Here is a 14704-nt window from a genome sequence, read left to right as displayed (position 1 = left end):
TCACACTCTCTCGGTCTGGCGTTCGCTCAAAAATCCCGTGGGACGCACGGCGATGAACACGATGACCGCGCCGAACGCGAACACGTCCTTGTAGGCTCCCAGGAACACGCCTACGGTCTGGAGCATGGCGAAGGCGAATCCGCCCACGATGGCCCCGTAAATGTTGCCGAATCCGCCCACGGCCGCAGCGGAAAAGCCGATCACTCCGAGCAGAAGGCCCATGTTGAAGCTCATTTCGTTGTAGTACAGGCCGTAGATCACGCCGGCGAAGGCGGCCAGGGCCGAACCGATGGCGAAGGTGGCGTAGACCACCAGGTTGAAGTTGATGCCCATGACCTTGGCGGTTTCTTCGTCCTGGGCCACGGCCCGAATGGCCAGGCCGAGCTTCGTGCGATTGATGAGGGCCTGCACCGCGAAGATGAGCGCCAGCCCGGCCGCCAGCAGGATGAGGTTGTCCACGCGCAGGGTGAGCGACCCGAAGGTGTAACTGGCCGAGGGCAACAGGGCCGGAAAGGGCTTGGGATTGGCTCCGTCGGGAAAAAACAGGCGGATGGCCTCGCGCAGCACGGTGCCGAGCATCATGGTGATGAGCAGGATGTTGAGCGGCGGCGCGCCCTTGAGGGGGAGCACAACGGTCCTGGCGATGAGCGATCCCACGAGCCCGATCAGGGCCATGGAGCCCACGGTGATGAAGAGCAGCAGAAGCAGGGGGTTTTCAAGGCCGGCGGCCTTGGCTCCGAGAAACAGGGTGTAGGCCGTGAACACCCCCAGGGTGAGCACGTCTCCGTGGGAGAACTGGATCACGTCCAGCACGCCGAAGAACAGGGTGAACCCCACCGCCACCAGGGCGTAGACCAGTCCGAGCATGAGGCCGCCCAATAGGAGCTGGAGCGCTTGACCCATCACGTCCACGATGCGCCTCCTTCAAGTCGTTTGGGCGCGCCCGCCAAGCCGGTCCGGCGGGCGCGCGTCGTCGCTACCTGGCCAGCTTGCGCTTGCCCGTGGCGTATTCGGAATCTTCCCAGGGCACCCACTTCTTGTCCTGCACCACGTACTTGGTGATGACCGGGGTGACGTTCTGGCCGTGGTCGTCGAAGGTGATCTTGCCCACGATGGAGTCCACATCCTTCACCTTGCCCAGCTCGGCCGTGATCTTGGCCCGGTTGGGGCCGACCTTTTCGATGTCTTGTATCAACAGATTGGTGGCCGCGAAGGCGAACGCGCCATAGGCCTCGGGCGCTTCGGAGTATCCGGCCTTTTTGTATTCTTCGAGAAAGAACTTGCCTCCGGGCAGCTTCTCGATGGGGCCGCCCTCGCGAAAGGCCACGGTGCCTTCGGTCAGGGGACCGGCGCCTTCTATGTAGGCGTCGGAAATGATGCCGGAAACGCCCTGGAACACGCTGGGCACGCCCAACTTGTCCATCTGCAGGCGCACGCGCACGCCAAGGGGAGTCAGGCCGGCGAAGTAGATGACGTCAGGCTTGAGGGCCTTTATCTGGGTGAGCTCGGCGGTGAAATCCTGCTGGTCGGCCTGCACGGGAAAGGTCCCCACGATCTTGCCGCCGTCCTTGGTCAGGTATTCCTCGAAGTACTTCAGGTGTCCCTTGCCGTAGTCGGTGGTGTCGTGGATCACGGCCCAGGTCTTGAAGCCCTGCTTGGTCATGAAGTCGGCGGCGTCCTTGTTCTGGTCGATCATGGTGCCGTTGACCCGGTGCACTTCGGGATAGTCGTTGCCGTAGGTGATGTTGGGATGCACCGCTCCCCACACGATCATGGGCTGGCCGAACTTGTGGAACACGTCGGACGTGGCCAGAGCCACCACCGAGCAGTAGTGGGGCACCGCGGCCACCACGGACTTGTCCGCCGCGGCCTTGGTGGCCACCTGTACGCCGATGTTGGGCTTGCACTCGTCGTCGAGCACCACGAGTTCGTAGGTGTATTTGTTCTTGGGGTTGGCGTTGGCCAGTTTGACGGCCAGCTCGGCGGAGTTTCTCCCACCCAGGCCGATGGCGGAGTTGCCGCCGGTAAGGGGGCCTATGAAGGCCAGTTTGACCGTGTCCTTGGCCTGGGCCGGAGCGGTCAGGCACAGGGCGGCCAGGAGTACGGCGCTTATCAGGGTGCGCAAGCGGGTCATGCAAGCCTCCTTGGGGTTTCGAAGCGGCGGGCGGGTGCCGGCGCTTTCAATTTGTATTCATGATTGTATACAATTACCGTTGGGTCCGTTTAGGCATGAAATAACAAATATGTCAAGAATCACTCTTCAGGGCGCAAAAAAAAGCAACGCACGCTCCAGGGTGAGACCGGTCGCCAACAGGGATTCGTCGCCGCCGAAGCGACCGATCGCCTGAAGCCCGAGGGGCAGGCCGCCCAACTGGCCGGCGGGCAGGGTCAGCGCGGGCAGGCCGGCGTGGGTCCAGGGCAGGTTCATGACCGGGTCGCCGGTGGAGGACAGGCCCAGGGGAGCAGGACCGAGCGTGGACGGACAGATGAAAGCGTCGAACCCTCCGTCCACGAGCAGCCCGTTCAGGGAGGCGCGCAGCCCGGTCATGGAGCGTTTGGCCGTTTCCAGCGTTGTTTCGTCCACCATTCGGCCCTCTTCGATGAGAATGCGGGTCTGGGGACTGTAGCGCTTGGCGTGTCGGGGATACCGGTCCGCGTGGGCCTGGGCCATTTCCGCGGCGGTCAGGGCCTTGTGCAGGGCGCGAATGCGCTCCAGGTCCGCGAAGAGGGGGACGGAGCGCACCCGCCAGCCCCGGTCCTGCAGACGCTCCACGGCGCGGCGGAACACGGCCTGGGCGTCGGGGTCGACCAGATTGGCGAGCGGACCTTCGACCACGGCCAGCGCGCCCGGTTCGTGGCGTTGGTTCACGCCGCGCCAGTCCGTGCACAGCGCGTCCGCCGCCAGGAGGGCCCCGGCCATGTCGGTGGTGAAGAATCCCGCCTGATCGACACTTTTGCTAAAATCCACCATGCCGTCTCCGGGCAGGCGGCCTCGCGACGGCTTGAAGCCCGTAACGCCGCAGAAGCTGGCCGGCCGAATCACCGATCCCATGGTCTGGGTGCCCAGGCCCAGGGGGCAATAGCCTGCGGCCACGGCCGCGGCGGAGCCGCTGCTGGACCCACCCGGCGTGTGGGCCGGATTGCGGGGGTTTTTTGTTGGCGCGGGGCTGAAATGCGCGAACTCGGTGGTGTGCGACTTGCCCAGCACCAGGGCGCCGGCGCGCAGCAAACGGTCCACCAGGTCGCCCTGGGGACCGGCCAGCTCCTCGGGGGGCAGGGAGCTGCCGGCCCTTGTGGGCAGGCCGTCCACGTGCATGATGTCCTTCACGGCCACGGGCACGCCGTAGAGCGCGGGACGTCCGGCCGGGTCCGGGTGGCGGGCGGCCAGGGCCTTGGCCTGGGCTCGCAGGCGAGCGAACCGCTCCGGCTCGGGGAGCATGGCGGAAAGCGCGGGTTCGGCGCGCTCCATGCGGGCCTCCAGGTCGGCCAGCAATGTTTCCAGGGACAGTTTCCCGGTGCGCAGGGTCCGGGACAGTCCGGGCAGATCGGTGGGCAGGGCGCTCATGGCGATTCTCCTTGGCGCGATAAAAACGCCTGTCAGAAATGTCAGGAGAAAATCGATTGACGAATTTCAATGTTTGTATACACTGCTGTATACAATTACTCTCCGGGGGAGAACAATGGCGCAACGCGCCCCAAAACGCAAGAACCTGGGCCACGAAGTCTTTGAAACGCTCAAACTGCGCATTCTCAACTGGGAGTATCCGCCGGGACGGCGACTCATAGAGGAAGAGCTCTGCCAGGAGTTCGGCGTGAGCCGCAGTCCCGTGCGCGAGGCCCTGGGCCGGCTGGCGGCCTACGGGCTGGTTGAGTACGAGCCCCACAAGGGCTGCCAGGTCAAGCAGCTGGAATTGCGCACCATCAAGGACCTCTACCAGGTTCGCCTGGCCTTGGAGCTCTGGGTGGCCGAACGCCTGGCCCAGGACCCCGACGTTCTGCCCGCCCTGGCCCGACTGCGTGCGGACTGGACCGCGCCGCGCCACCGGTCCGTGGAACAGTGGGCCGAACTCGACCGCCAATTCCACGAGGGCTTGGCCCGAGCCGCCGGCAACGCGGTGCTCGTTTCGCAGCTCGAAGCGGTCAACGAGCGCCTGACGGTGCTTCGGCCCTTCGACTTCAGTGTGGAGGAACGCGCCGTCTCCACCTGCGCCCAGCATCTGGACGTGCTCGACCGCATCGCGGCCGGCGACCCGGAAGGCGCCCGGCGGGCCATACGGGTCAACATCGAAGACAGCCTGGGCAACGTGGAGCGGGTGGTGGGGGAGTTTTTGGCCAAGGCCTATCTGGGCGTGAAACCGGCGGGCTAGAACGCGACGGGGAAGAACGCGCTCCGTCCGCCGGGGACCGGCCCGCACGGGGCGTTTCCCCGACAGGGCGGAAGTCCGCTTCCCCGGAGCGCATGCGGGTGGACGTGGGTCCGACGAGTCGGTAGACAGGATGCTCCCGGTCGGGAACGGGTGTTCTCGGCCACACCTTTCGACGAGGACCTCCCCGCATGAGAGACGATATCCTGGCCGTCTTGCGCTCCCGCCCCGTTGTCGCCGACGGGGCCATGGGCACCCAGCTCACGGCTCGGGGCCTGTCCCCGGAGTCCTGCCTGGAACTGGCCAACCTGGACCGGCCGGATCTGGTGGAAACGGTGCACGCCGACTACCTGGGCGCCGGGGCCCAGGTGCTTGAAACCAACACCTTCGGGGCCAACGCGGCCAAGCTGGACCGTTTCGGCCTGGCATCCCGCACGGCGGAGATCAACCGCCAGGGCGCGCTGTTGGCCCGCCGGGCGGCCGCAGGCGCGGCCTGGGTGGCCGGTTCCATGGGACCGCTGGGGCGCGCCTTCGTCGGCTTGGCCCCGCGACCCGGCGAGGAGCGCCCCGACCCCGAACGCATGGGGGCCTGTTTCGCCGAGCAGGCCGCGGCCCTGGCCGAGGGCGGGGTGGACCTCATCATTCTCGAAACCTTTCCCGATCTCGAACAACTGTGCGTGGCCCTGGCGGCGGTCAAGGCGGCCACCGGCCTTCCCGTGGCCGCCCAGATGGTCTTCGGAACCCAGGGCAGAACTCTGGACGGACGAAGCGCCCGGGAGTGCTTCGAGACCCTGACCGGCCTGGGCGCGGACGTGGTTGGCCTTAACTGCGGGGTGGGGCCGCGCGACGCCCTGGCCGTAATCGAGGGCGCGGCCGGGTTTGACGGCCTGATCTCGGTGTTCCCCAACGCGGGATATCCCGAACGGGTGGACGACCGTTTGGTCTATCCGTCGTCGCCGGACTACTTCGCCGCCACCCTGGCCGCCTGCGCCCAGGCGGGAGCCCGTCTGCTGGGCGGATGCTGCGGGGCCGGCCCCGAACACATCGCGGCCCTTTCCAGGCTGATGGGCGCGTCCCGGGTGAGCGTCGGCGCCCAGGCGTCCCCCCCACCCGTCCGGACGTCCGCGCCGACGGGGTCGGTCCCGGCCCAGCCCGGACGTTTTCTCAAGGACGCCGGCCAACCCGGAGCCCGGCCGAAATTTCTGGTGGAACTCGACCCGCCCAAGCACCTGGACATTTCGGGCGTGCTCGAAGGGGCCTCGGCCCTGGCCGAAGCCGGAGCCGACGCCGTGACCCTGGCGGAAAACCCGCTGGCCGTTCCCCGGCTGTCCAACGTGGCCCTGGCCCATCTGGTGGCCACGCGTTGCGGGGTGGAAACCGTGGTGCACCTGACCGGGCGCGACCGCAACCTGATCGGCCTGCAATCGACGCTTATGGGCCTGGCCTGCCTGGGACTGACCAACGTGCTGGCCGTGACCGGGGACCCGCCCACGGCGGGCGGAGGCGAAAAGCTCACCGGCGTGTTCGACGCCCGCTCCTTCGAGCTCATCGCCATGCTGGAGGGCTTTCGCCAGGGGCGCAACGCCTTTGGCGAGGACATGCGCGCGGCAACGGACTTCCACATCGGCGCGGCCTTCAATCCCAACACGGCGGACATTCGCATGCAGGTGCGGCGCATGGAAAAAAAGATCGCGGCGGGTGCGCGCTATTTTCTCACCCAGCCCGTTTATTCCAGGCAAAAGGCGGACCTGGTGCTCGAAGCCACAAAGCACATCGACGTCCCCATTTTCCTGGGAGTCATGCCCCTGGCCAGCCTGCGCAACGCCCTGTTCCTGCACAACGAGTTTCCGGGCATCTCCATACCGGCCGAGGTGTTGGCCCGCATGGAACACGCCGGGGACAAGGGACAAGACGAGGGGTTGGAAATCGCCTGGGAGCTTATGGAATACGCCGTGCCCCACTTTGCGGGCATCTACTGCATTCCGCCCTTCAACCGCCACGCGGTGGCCGTGGAGCTCATCCGCCGCGCCCGGAGCCTGTAGGCTCGCCGGGCGGCTCGGGACGGCGTCCGGCAGGGACGAAAAGCGGCCTTCGGCGGCGCCGCCCGGTGCAAGACGGCGTAAGCCGCCGCGAACGGTCGTTCTTTCGCGTCTGGATGCGTGCAATGCGTTCGGGGGGAGCCTCTCGCGACCGCGCGAGAAGCTCCCCCCGATTTTCGAGCTGTTTGCGAGTATTTCTCTACAACCGTTCCGCCACCAAGTCGCCCATCTTCACGCAGCCCACCAGGGTCTTGCCGGGCTCCATGATGTCGCCGGTGCGGAAGCCGGCCTTGAGCACGTCGGCCACGGCGTTTTCGATGGCGTCGGCTTCGGCGGCCAGGTTGAAGGAGTAGCGCAGCATCATGGCCACGGAGAGGATGGTGCCCAGGGGGTTGGCCTTGTCCTGTCCGGCGATGTCCGGGGCGGAGCCGTGAATGGGCTCGAAGAGCGCGGGCCCGGAAGCGCCGAGCGAGGCCGAGGGCAACATGCCGATGGAGCCGGTGATGATGGAGGCTTCGTCGGAGAGAATGTCGCCGAAGAGGTTTTCGGTGACGATGGTGTCGAACTGTCCGGGATTGCGCACGAGCTGCATGGCGGCGTTGTCCACGTACATGTGGGAAAGCTCGACGTCGGGATAGTCCTTGGCGGTGTCGATGACGATTTCGCGCCAGAGCTGGGAGACTTCGAGCACGTTGGCCTTGTCCACGGAGCAGACCTTTTTGCCGCGCTTTTGGGCCACTTCGAAGGCCACCTTGGCGATGCGCCGGATCTCGGACTCGGAGTAGATCATGGTGTTTATGCCCACGCGTTCGCCGCCGCGCACTTCCTCGCCCCGGGGTTCGCCGAAGTAGGCTCCGCCGGTGAGTTCGCGCACCACCATGACGTCGAGTCCGTCGCCGATGAGGTCTTCGCGCAGGCAGCAGGCGGCCTTGAGCTCATCGAAGAGCTTGGCCGGACGCAGGTTGGCGAAGAGGCCCATGGCCTTGCGGATGCCGAGCAGACCCTTTTCCGGGCGGATGGACTTGTCCACGTTGTCCCACTTGGGGCCGCCCACCGCGCCCAGCAGCACGGCGTCGGCGGCCAGGCAGGCGTCGATGGTGGCCTGGGGCAGGGGGGTGTTCTGGGCGTCGATGGCCGATCCGCCGATGAGGGCGCGCGAGGTGGCGAAGGTGTGGCCGAATTTCTGGCCCACCTTGGCGAGTATCTTTTCCGCCTCGGCCATGATTTCCGGTCCGATGCCGTCGCCGGGCATGATGGTCACGCGAATGTTCACTCCGGTCTCCTTTGCTCTTGGCTCATGATCCTGGAAGACGGCGCGGAGCGGCGTGTGTCGTCAGCGCGTCCGCTTCGCCCGGAAGCCGGGGAAACGGACGCGCCGGGCATGAGGCTCGCTGTTTTCGAAGCCGTCTTCCCTTTGGGGGTTTTCGTTTTCAGGCCTGCAGGCGGTTTTTCACATAGCCGACCAGTCCGCCCTTATCGAGAATGCTCTGCATGAAGGGGGGCACGGCCTGGGTCATGAAGCTGACGCCGGTGGTGAGGTTGGTGACCTTGCCGGTGGCGGTGTCCACTTCGATTTCGTCGCCGTCGCCAATCTTGTTCACGTCGTCGCCGGCTTCGAGCAGGATGAGGCCCATGTTGAAGCCGTTGCGGTAGAAAATGCGGGCGAAGCTGTGGGCGATGACCACGGGCATGCCCGCGCCGATGATGGCCAGGGGCGCGTGCTCGCGCGAGGAGCCGCAGCCGAAGTTTTCGCCGGCCACCATGATGTCGCCGGGTTTCACCCGCTTGACCCAGCCGGCTTCCAAGCCTTCCATGCAGTTGGCCCCGAGCTCGGCGGTGTCGGTGGTGACCAGGAACCGGGCCGGGATGATGGCGTCGGTGTCGATATGCGCCCCGACCTTGTGGGCTTTACCTTTCATCTACGTTCTCCCTGAGGGGAGTTTCAGATCGGGGGCGTCGCCCCCGAACCCCCACCGGGGGAAATGATTTCCCCCGGACCCCCTCGTCATGGGACTTGCCGTTCACCGACCTTCTTGCCGGCGCTCGTCGGCGAAGCCCCTTAAAGTTTTTTGGAAGGGGGGTCCGGGGGGAAACCTTTTGTGAACAAAAGGCTTCCCCCCGGTTCTTCTCCTCTCCCAATATTACACTTTGCCCGGATGCTTGATCTCCCCGGCCAGGGCCGAGGCGGCGGCCACGGCGGGGCTGGCCAGGAAAACTTCGCTTTCCAGGGAGCCCATGCGCCCGCGGAAGTTGCGGTTGGTGGTGGAAATGGCGCGTTCGCCTCCGGCCAGGATGCCCATGTGGCCGCCCAGACAGGGGCCGCAGGTGGCGGGTCCGACCACGCAGCCGGCGTCCATGAAGGTTTCGATCAGGCCTTCCTTGAGGGCCTGGCGCCAGATGCCCGGGGTGGCGGGCAGCACGATGCAGCGCACGCTCTTGGGCACTTTCTTGCCCTTGAGCACGGCCGCGGCCTGGCGCAGGTCTTCGATGCGGCCGTTGGTGCAGGACCCGATGACCGCCTGGTCGATACGCGTGCCGGCCAGGTCGTCCACGGGTTTGACGTTGTCGGGCGAGTGCGGGCAGGAGACGCGCGGAGTGAGCTTGGAGCAGTCGATGACCACTTCGCTTTCGTAGTGCGCGTCGGCGTCGGGGTGGAGCTCCGCGTCGCCCGTGCGGCCGGCGTTTTTGGTGTACTCCAGGGTCTTGGCGTCGGCGGCGAAGAGTCCGGCCTTGCCGCCGGCTTCGATGGCCATGTTGGCCATGCACAGCCTGGCTTCGATGGACAGGGCTTCGGCCACGGGGCCCACGAACTCCAGGGCCTTGTAGAGCGCGCCGGAAACGCCGATGCGTCCGATGAGTTCCAGGATCAGGTCCTTGCCGACCACCCATTCGGGCAGCTTGCCGTCGAGCACCACGCGGATGGTGGGGGGAACCTTGAACCAGGTTTCGCCCAGGACCATGGCCCCGGCCACGTCTGTGGAGCCCACGCCCGTGGCGAATGCGCCCAGGCCGCCGTAGGTGCAGGTATGGGAGTCGGCCCCGAGCACCACGTCGCCCGGTCCCACCAGTCCCAGCTCGGGCAGCAGGGCGTGCTCAACGCCCACATCGCCGCCTTCGTAGTAGTGGGTCACGCCCATGGCGTGGGCGAAATCGCGCACGACCTTGACCTGTTCGGCCGAGGCGATGTCCTTGTTGGGCGTGAAGTGGTCGCAGACCAGGGCGATCTTGTCTTTGTCGAAGACCTTGGTCGCGCCCATTTCGCCGAAGCTCTTGATGGCCAGGGGGGCGGTGATGTCGTTGGCCAGGACCATGCTCACGCGGCAGGAGACGATCTGGCCGTCCTGGGTGATTTCCTGGTCCGTATGGCGTTGGAGAATCTTGTGGGCTAAACTCTGTCGCATTCCTTTTCTTCCTCCTTTTTCGCCAAGCGGTTGAGGGCGTTGATGAAGGCCTTGGCGCTGGCCACCATGACGTCGGCGTCGGAAGCGCGTCCGACGGCCTTTTTCCCGCCCTCCTCCAGACGTACGACCACCTCGCCCTGGGCGTCCGTTCCGCCGGTGATGGCGTTGACCGCGTACTGCAACAGCGACGGGTTGCGTCCCGTCAACTGGCTTATGGTGTTGAAGATGGCGTCCACGGGTCCCACGCCGAAGCTGGAGAGCTTGACCTCCTCGCCGTCGGCCTCCATGACCAGGGCGGCGGTGGGGGGCATGGCCATGTTGCCCGACAACACGGACAGATACTTGAGCTTGTACTTGTCCGGTAAGCGAAACACCTGTTCGAGCACCACGGCTTCCAGGTCTTCGGCCAGGACTTCCTTTTTCTTGTCGGCCAGGGCCTTGACCGCTTCGGTGACCACGTCGACCTGTTCGTTGGTCAGCATGAAGCCCATCTCGTCCAGTCTGGCCTTGACCGCGTTCTTGCCCGAGTGCTTGCCCAGCACCATGTCGTTGCCGGTGCGGCCCACGGACTGCGGGGTCATGATCTCGTATGTCTCTGGGCACTTGAGCACGCCGGCCTGATGGATGCCCGACTCGTGGGCGAAGGCGTTGCCGCCGATGATGGCCTTGTTGGGCGGTATGGGCTGGCCGATGATCATGGAGAGCAGGCGGCACGAGGGATATATCTGCTCGCTCTTGATGTTGGTTTCCAACTGATAGAGGTTGCTTCGGGTGCGCAGGGCCATGACCACCTCTTCCAGGGCGGCGTTGCCGGCGCGCTCGCCGATGCCGTTCAGGGTGACTTCGGCCTGGCGGGCTCCGGCGGAGAGGGCGGCCAGGGTGTTGGCCGTGCCCAGGCCCAGGTCGTTGTGGCAGTGGATGGCGAACACGGCCTTGTCGGCGTTTTTGACGTTGGCCAGCAGGTATTTGATGAGGTCGTAGAACTCTTGCGGCTGGGCGTAGCCCACGGTGTCGGGGATGTTCACCGTGGTCGCGCCGGCGTCGATGACGTTTTCCACCACCCGGACCAGGAATTCCCGGTTGGAGCGCGAGGCGTCCTCGCAGGAAAACTGGACGTTTTGCGTATGGCTCTTGGCCCTGCTGACCGCGGCTATGGCCATGTCCATGACTTCTTGCGGAGTCTTGCCCAGCTTTTCGCGCATGTGCAGGTCGGAGGTGGCCAGAAAGGTATGGATGCGGGGATTTTTCGCGTTTTTGAGGGCTTCGTAACAGCGGGTGACCTCGTCGGGCATGGCCCGGGTCAGGGCGGCCACCTGCACGTTGCCCACGGCCTCGGCGATGGCCTGGACGGAGCGGAAATCTCCCTCGCTCGACGCCGGAAAGCCAGCTTCGATGATGTCCACGCCCAGGGATTCCAGCTGTCTGGCCAGTCGGATCTTTTCCTTCTGGTTCATGGTGGCCCCAGGGGACTGTTCGCCGTCGCGTAACGTGGTGTCGAATATGAAGACGCGCTCGGACATGTCGTTCCTCCGCGAAGTGTGAAAAGCGTTGATACCGTTCGGAAACGCCTCGGTTAGCCGAGACGGGGTCCGATGACAATAGGCTGTTTAAGCGCGAAGAGGGTGTAAACCGATTACGAGAGCTCCGAGGTGGGCTCCCGTAGCTGGCTGGAGCGGCGGGGAAGGATGATGTAGGTGTAGACGGGGCCGGAGATGATGTACCCGGCGAAGACGAGGAAGCCCAAAATCTTGGGCTGAGAGGCCACCAGCACGAAAATCAGGATGGCGGTGACCATCACGCTGAAGGGGTGGGCCTTGATGAAGCCGTACTCTTTGAAGGACGAATAGCGCACCCGGCTGACCATGAGAAACGACAGCACATAGACCATGGCCAGGCAGACCTTGGGGGCCAGGGAGGCCACGCCGGAGGGCATGAACTGGACGAACAGGTAGAAGGTGGCCAGCGTGCAGGCCTGTGCGGGGATGGGCAATCCCAGGAAGAATTTCTTGTTGGGCGCGGCCGTGGTCAGCACGTTGAACCGGGCCAGGCGCAGGGCTCCGCAGGCCACCAGCAGAAAGGCGGCCATCAGACCCAGGTGTCCCAGGTCCTTGAGTTGCCATTGATAGACCATGATGGCCGGTGTGACGCCAAAAGCGACCAGATCGGCCAGGGAGTCGAGCTGCACGCCGAATTCGGAACTGGTTCCCGTGAGCCGGGCCACCTTGCCGTCGAGCCCGTCGAACAGGCAACTGACCAGAATGGCCAGAGCGGTGTTTTCGAAATCGCCGGAAATAGCCCATAAAATGCCCAGAAACCCCGAGAACAGGCTCGCGGTGGTGAGCAGGTTGGGCAGAATGTACACCCCTCTGGCGGGTGATTTCCGGACCGATTTTTCCATGGTTGGCCTTGCGGTTGTGTGAGCCGTTCGTGGTGAAACGGCCAGGCGGCGCTTTTCCGAAAGCCTTGCGATCAGGCCTTGCGGGCGATGACGGTCTGTCCGGCCCGGGTTTTTGTGCCTACCTCTAAGGCTGGACGATAGTCCTTCGGCAGGTAGACGTCAAGGCGTGACCCGAATTTGATCATCCCGTAACGCTGTCCCCGGTCCAGGCGGTCGCCCACGTCGCCCCAGAGCACGATGCGCCGGGCCAAAAGGCCGGCGATCTGCACCACGGTCCACTGCCCGCCGTCGTCACCCTGGATGCGCACGGCCAGACGCTCGTTGTCCGTGGAGGCCTTGTCCAGGCTGGCGTTCACGAACGTTCCCGGCCAGTAGCGCCGTGCGAGCAGGCGGCCCGCCACGGGGGAGCGGTTCACGTGCACGTCGAGAAGGTTCATGAAAATGCACACCACCGTGCGCACCTCGTCCCCCATGGGGTCCTGGACCTGGGCGATCTTCACCACCCGTCCGTCGGCCGGGGCCACGGCAAGGTCGGGCTCGTGCGGGGCCACCCGTTCAGGGTCGCGAAAGAAGTTGAGCGTAAGCGCCAGGGCGACAAGGGCCAGCACGGCCGGAATGCCCCAGCCCAGGAGGGCGAAGCACAGCGTGGCGGCCAGGGTCAGCGTGATGGCGGGCAGGCCCTCGCGGCACAGGGAGAAGCTCGGCGTGCGCATGGTCAACGTCCTTTCGCGACGACGGCCGGACAGATTTCGGCCAGATCGCGTTCGAAGCCCTCTCGGGTTTCGTAGAGTATGGCCGTGATCCCGAGCGACCGGGCGCGTTCGACGTTGCCGGCGTTGTCGTCCACGAAGAGCGACTCGCGGGCCGTGACCCCCATCTCGGAAAGGGCGGTGCGGAAAAAGGCCAACTCCTGCTTGGTGACGCCGTAGTGGTAGCTGTTGAAGACCTTTTCGAAGTGTTTCGAAAAGCCTTGCCGGGCGTCCAGAGCGGCCAGCCAGTCGGTCTGGTCGGAAAGCACGGCCGTGCGCACGCCGAGGCGACGCAGCCGGTCCACCACGTCCAGCATGAAGGGACGCAGCACGAAGGCGTCTTCCATGGCCTTGCGCCAGGCCGCTTCGTCGCCGGAAAGGCCCGTGCGGGTCTTGAACAGGCTCCAGAACATGGATTCGTCGCACTTGCCCATGACGTAGCCCGTCTCCCAGATCAGTTTCAGGGAGGTCATCCACAAGGTATAGGGATCATGTCCGTTTTGTTCGGCCATGGCGAACAGGGTGTGCTTGAATCCCTCTTCGGCCAACACGCCGCCGTAGTCGAAAAAGGCGCAGGTGTAGGAACAGGTGGTCATTTTTCGTTTTACTTCGCTTTGGTTTGGCATGAAGAGAAGTGGCTGTATCGTCTTCCCCCACCCTTTGCAAGGCGCGGCGGTTTCCGTGCCGGAAAAGGAGATTCCCATGGATGAACCCATTGTTCTCGGCGTGAGCGCCTGCCTGCTCGGCCAGCCCGTGCGCTATGACGGCGGCCACAAGCTCGACCGCTTCCTTACCGAAGAGCTTGCCCCCCACGTGCGTTTCGTTCCCGTGTGCCCCGAGACGGAAGCCGGATTGGGCGTGCCGCGCGAGTCCATGCGCCTGATGGGCGACCCGGGCGCTCCGCGCCTTTTGGGCAACTCCACCGGTCGCGACTTTACCGACACCCTGTCCGCCTGGGCCGTTCGGCGCGTGGAGGAGCTGGCCGGGGAAAAACTCTGCGGCTACGTGCTCAAGAGCCGGTCTCCGTCTTGCGGCATGGCCAGGGTCAAGGTGCATCCTTTCCTGGGCGGTTCGCCGGCGCTCAAGGGGGTGGGGCTTTTCGCCCGTCCGCTGCTGGAGCGTTTTCCCCTGCTGCCCGTGGAGGAGGAAGGACGCCTGAACGATCCCAAGTTGCGCGAGAATTTTATCGAACGCCTGTTCGTCATGCGCCGCTGGCGTCGACTGCTGGAAAACCGCCACACGCCCGAGGGACGCCTGCCCGGCGCCCTGATGGCCTTTCAGGCGTCGCACAAGCTGTTGGTCATGAGCCATGCTCCGGCCGACGCGCGGGCCATGGGAAAGCTCACGGCCGAGGCCAAAACCCTGCCCGAGGACGAACTGCTCCGCCGGTATCAAACGCTTTTGCTTTCCTCCCTGGCCAAGCCGGCCACAACGGCCAAGCACACCAACGTGCTCCAACACATCGCCGGGTATTTCCGGGGCAAGGCGGACGAGGGGGACCGGGCCGAATTGGCCGAGGTCATCGACCTGCACCACCGGGGGCTCGTTCCCCTGATCGTGCCGGTGACGCTTTGCGCCCATCACGCCCGCAAGCACAACGTGGAGTATCTGTTGGATCAATACTACTTGCATCCCCATCCCGTGGAGCTCAAGCTGCGCAACCACGTCTGACGCCGATGCGAACGCGTGTGAAAGTGCCCGCCGCCGGTTGGGCGGCCCTTGAAAATGGCGAACACAACCCCTCCGGAGCGAA

Annotated in this window: 13 protein-coding genes; 3 read left to right on the top strand and 10 right to left on the bottom strand. The window is 65.1% G+C overall.

Going from position 1 to position 14704, the window contains the following annotated elements:
- From ACYQ01_RS06175 to ACYQ01_RS06165, 3 genes are all read right to left on the bottom strand, one after another.
- Entirely contained in the window at window positions 1-903 is a 903-nt protein-coding gene (locus ACYQ01_RS06175; protein WP_459933896.1) for a branched-chain amino acid ABC transporter permease, read from the bottom strand.
- 73 nt (window positions 904-976) lie between these two features.
- A complete protein-coding gene (locus ACYQ01_RS06170) occupies window positions 977-2134 on the bottom strand; it encodes a branched-chain amino acid ABC transporter substrate-binding protein (protein ID WP_459932952.1) in 1158 nt (385 codons plus the stop codon).
- A 126-nt stretch (window positions 2135-2260) separates the two neighbouring features.
- Window positions 2261-3565 (bottom strand): amidase, encoded by a 1305-nt coding sequence (locus tag ACYQ01_RS06165; protein ID WP_459932951.1) that lies wholly within the window; start codon window positions 3563-3565, stop codon window positions 2261-2263.
- A gap of 115 nt (window positions 3566-3680) precedes the next feature.
- On the opposite strand from ACYQ01_RS06165, the gene ACYQ01_RS06160 reads away from it, so the two are divergent.
- Window positions 3681-4367 carry a GntR family transcriptional regulator gene (locus tag ACYQ01_RS06160; RefSeq protein WP_459932950.1) on the top strand — a complete coding sequence of 229 codons (687 nt, stop codon included), beginning with the start codon at window positions 3681-3683 and terminating at the stop codon, window positions 4365-4367.
- Window positions 4368-4555: 188 nt separating this feature from the next.
- Entirely contained in the window at window positions 4556-6406 is a 1851-nt protein-coding gene (locus tag ACYQ01_RS06155; RefSeq protein ID WP_459932949.1) for a bifunctional homocysteine S-methyltransferase/methylenetetrahydrofolate reductase, read from the top strand.
- Between the two features lie 196 nt (window positions 6407-6602).
- On the opposite strand, the gene leuB is transcribed toward ACYQ01_RS06155, so the two are convergent.
- The 7 genes from leuB to ACYQ01_RS06120 all read right to left on the bottom strand — a co-directional run bounded on the left by leuB (window position 6603) and on the right by ACYQ01_RS06120 (window position 13547).
- On the bottom strand, window positions 6603-7655 hold the full coding sequence (gene leuB, locus ACYQ01_RS06150; protein WP_459933895.1) for a 3-isopropylmalate dehydrogenase: 1053 nt from the start codon (window positions 7653-7655) through the stop codon (window positions 6603-6605).
- A 178-nt stretch (window positions 7656-7833) separates the two neighbouring features.
- Window positions 7834-8322 carry a 3-isopropylmalate dehydratase small subunit gene (locus ACYQ01_RS06145; RefSeq protein WP_459932948.1) on the bottom strand — a complete coding sequence of 163 codons (489 nt, stop codon included), beginning with the start codon at window positions 8320-8322 and terminating at the stop codon, window positions 7834-7836.
- Between the two features lie 222 nt (window positions 8323-8544).
- A complete protein-coding gene (gene leuC / locus ACYQ01_RS06140; protein WP_459932947.1) occupies window positions 8545-9804 on the bottom strand; it encodes a 3-isopropylmalate dehydratase large subunit in 1260 nt (419 codons plus the stop codon).
- On the bottom strand, window positions 9789-11324 hold the full coding sequence (locus ACYQ01_RS06135) for a 2-isopropylmalate synthase (protein ID WP_459932946.1): 1536 nt from the start codon (window positions 11322-11324) through the stop codon (window positions 9789-9791). Before ACYQ01_RS06135 ends, leuC begins: the two co-directional genes overlap by 16 nt.
- A 113-nt stretch (window positions 11325-11437) precedes the next feature.
- Complete coding sequence (gene pssA / locus ACYQ01_RS06130; RefSeq protein ID WP_459932945.1) at window positions 11438-12202, bottom strand: CDP-diacylglycerol--serine O-phosphatidyltransferase; 765 nt, start codon at window positions 12200-12202, stop codon at window positions 11438-11440.
- A 71-nt stretch (window positions 12203-12273) separates the two neighbouring features.
- The gene (locus ACYQ01_RS06125) at window positions 12274-12915 is read right to left on the bottom strand and encodes a phosphatidylserine decarboxylase family protein (protein WP_459932944.1); all 642 of its coding nucleotides are present in this window, start codon (window positions 12913-12915) and stop codon (window positions 12274-12276) included.
- 2 nt (window positions 12916-12917) lie between these two features.
- Window positions 12918-13547 (bottom strand): HAD family hydrolase, encoded by a 630-nt coding sequence (locus ACYQ01_RS06120; protein WP_459932943.1) that lies wholly within the window; start codon window positions 13545-13547, stop codon window positions 12918-12920.
- 106 nt (window positions 13548-13653) lie between these two features.
- On the opposite strand from ACYQ01_RS06120, the gene ACYQ01_RS06115 reads away from it, so the two are divergent.
- Window positions 13654-14622, top strand: coding sequence for a YbgA family protein (locus ACYQ01_RS06115; RefSeq protein ID WP_459932942.1), 969 nt, complete (start codon window positions 13654-13656; stop codon window positions 14620-14622).
- Window positions 14623-14704 lie beyond the last annotated feature (82 nt).

The organism is Fundidesulfovibrio butyratiphilus, from assembly GCF_054657235.1.
The sequence above is the reverse complement of the archived record's forward strand: the minus strand, read 5'-3'. Positions and strand labels throughout refer to the sequence as shown.

Excerpts from the sequence above, each read along its gene's own strand:
- ACYQ01_RS06175 (WP_459933896.1), bottom strand. The coding sequence starts at position 903 with ATGGGTCAAGCGCTCCAGCTCCTATTGGGCGGCCTCATGCTCGGACTG.
- ACYQ01_RS06170 (WP_459932952.1), bottom strand. The coding sequence starts at position 2,134 with ATGACCCGCTTGCGCACCCTGATAAGCGCCGTACTCCTGGCCGCCCTG.
- ACYQ01_RS06165 (WP_459932951.1), bottom strand. The coding sequence starts at position 3,565 with ATGAGCGCCCTGCCCACCGATCTGCCCGGACTGTCCCGGACCCTGCGC.
- ACYQ01_RS06160 (WP_459932950.1), top strand. The coding sequence starts at position 3,681 with ATGGCGCAACGCGCCCCAAAACGCAAGAACCTGGGCCACGAAGTCTTT.
- ACYQ01_RS06155 (WP_459932949.1), top strand. The coding sequence starts at position 4,556 with ATGAGAGACGATATCCTGGCCGTCTTGCGCTCCCGCCCCGTTGTCGCC.
- leuB (WP_459933895.1), bottom strand. The coding sequence starts at position 7,655 with ATGCCCGGCGACGGCATCGGACCGGAAATCATGGCCGAGGCGGAAAAG.
- ACYQ01_RS06145 (WP_459932948.1), bottom strand. The coding sequence starts at position 8,322 with ATGAAAGGTAAAGCCCACAAGGTCGGGGCGCATATCGACACCGACGCC.
- leuC (WP_459932947.1), bottom strand. The coding sequence starts at position 9,804 with ATGCGACAGAGTTTAGCCCACAAGATTCTCCAACGCCATACGGACCAG.
- ACYQ01_RS06135 (WP_459932946.1), bottom strand. The coding sequence starts at position 11,324 with ATGTCCGAGCGCGTCTTCATATTCGACACCACGTTACGCGACGGCGAA.
- pssA (WP_459932945.1), bottom strand. The coding sequence starts at position 12,202 with ATGGAAAAATCGGTCCGGAAATCACCCGCCAGAGGGGTGTACATTCTG.
- ACYQ01_RS06125 (WP_459932944.1), bottom strand. The coding sequence starts at position 12,915 with ATGCGCACGCCGAGCTTCTCCCTGTGCCGCGAGGGCCTGCCCGCCATC.
- ACYQ01_RS06120 (WP_459932943.1), bottom strand. The coding sequence starts at position 13,547 with ATGACCACCTGTTCCTACACCTGCGCCTTTTTCGACTACGGCGGCGTG.
- ACYQ01_RS06115 (WP_459932942.1), top strand. The coding sequence starts at position 13,654 with ATGGATGAACCCATTGTTCTCGGCGTGAGCGCCTGCCTGCTCGGCCAG.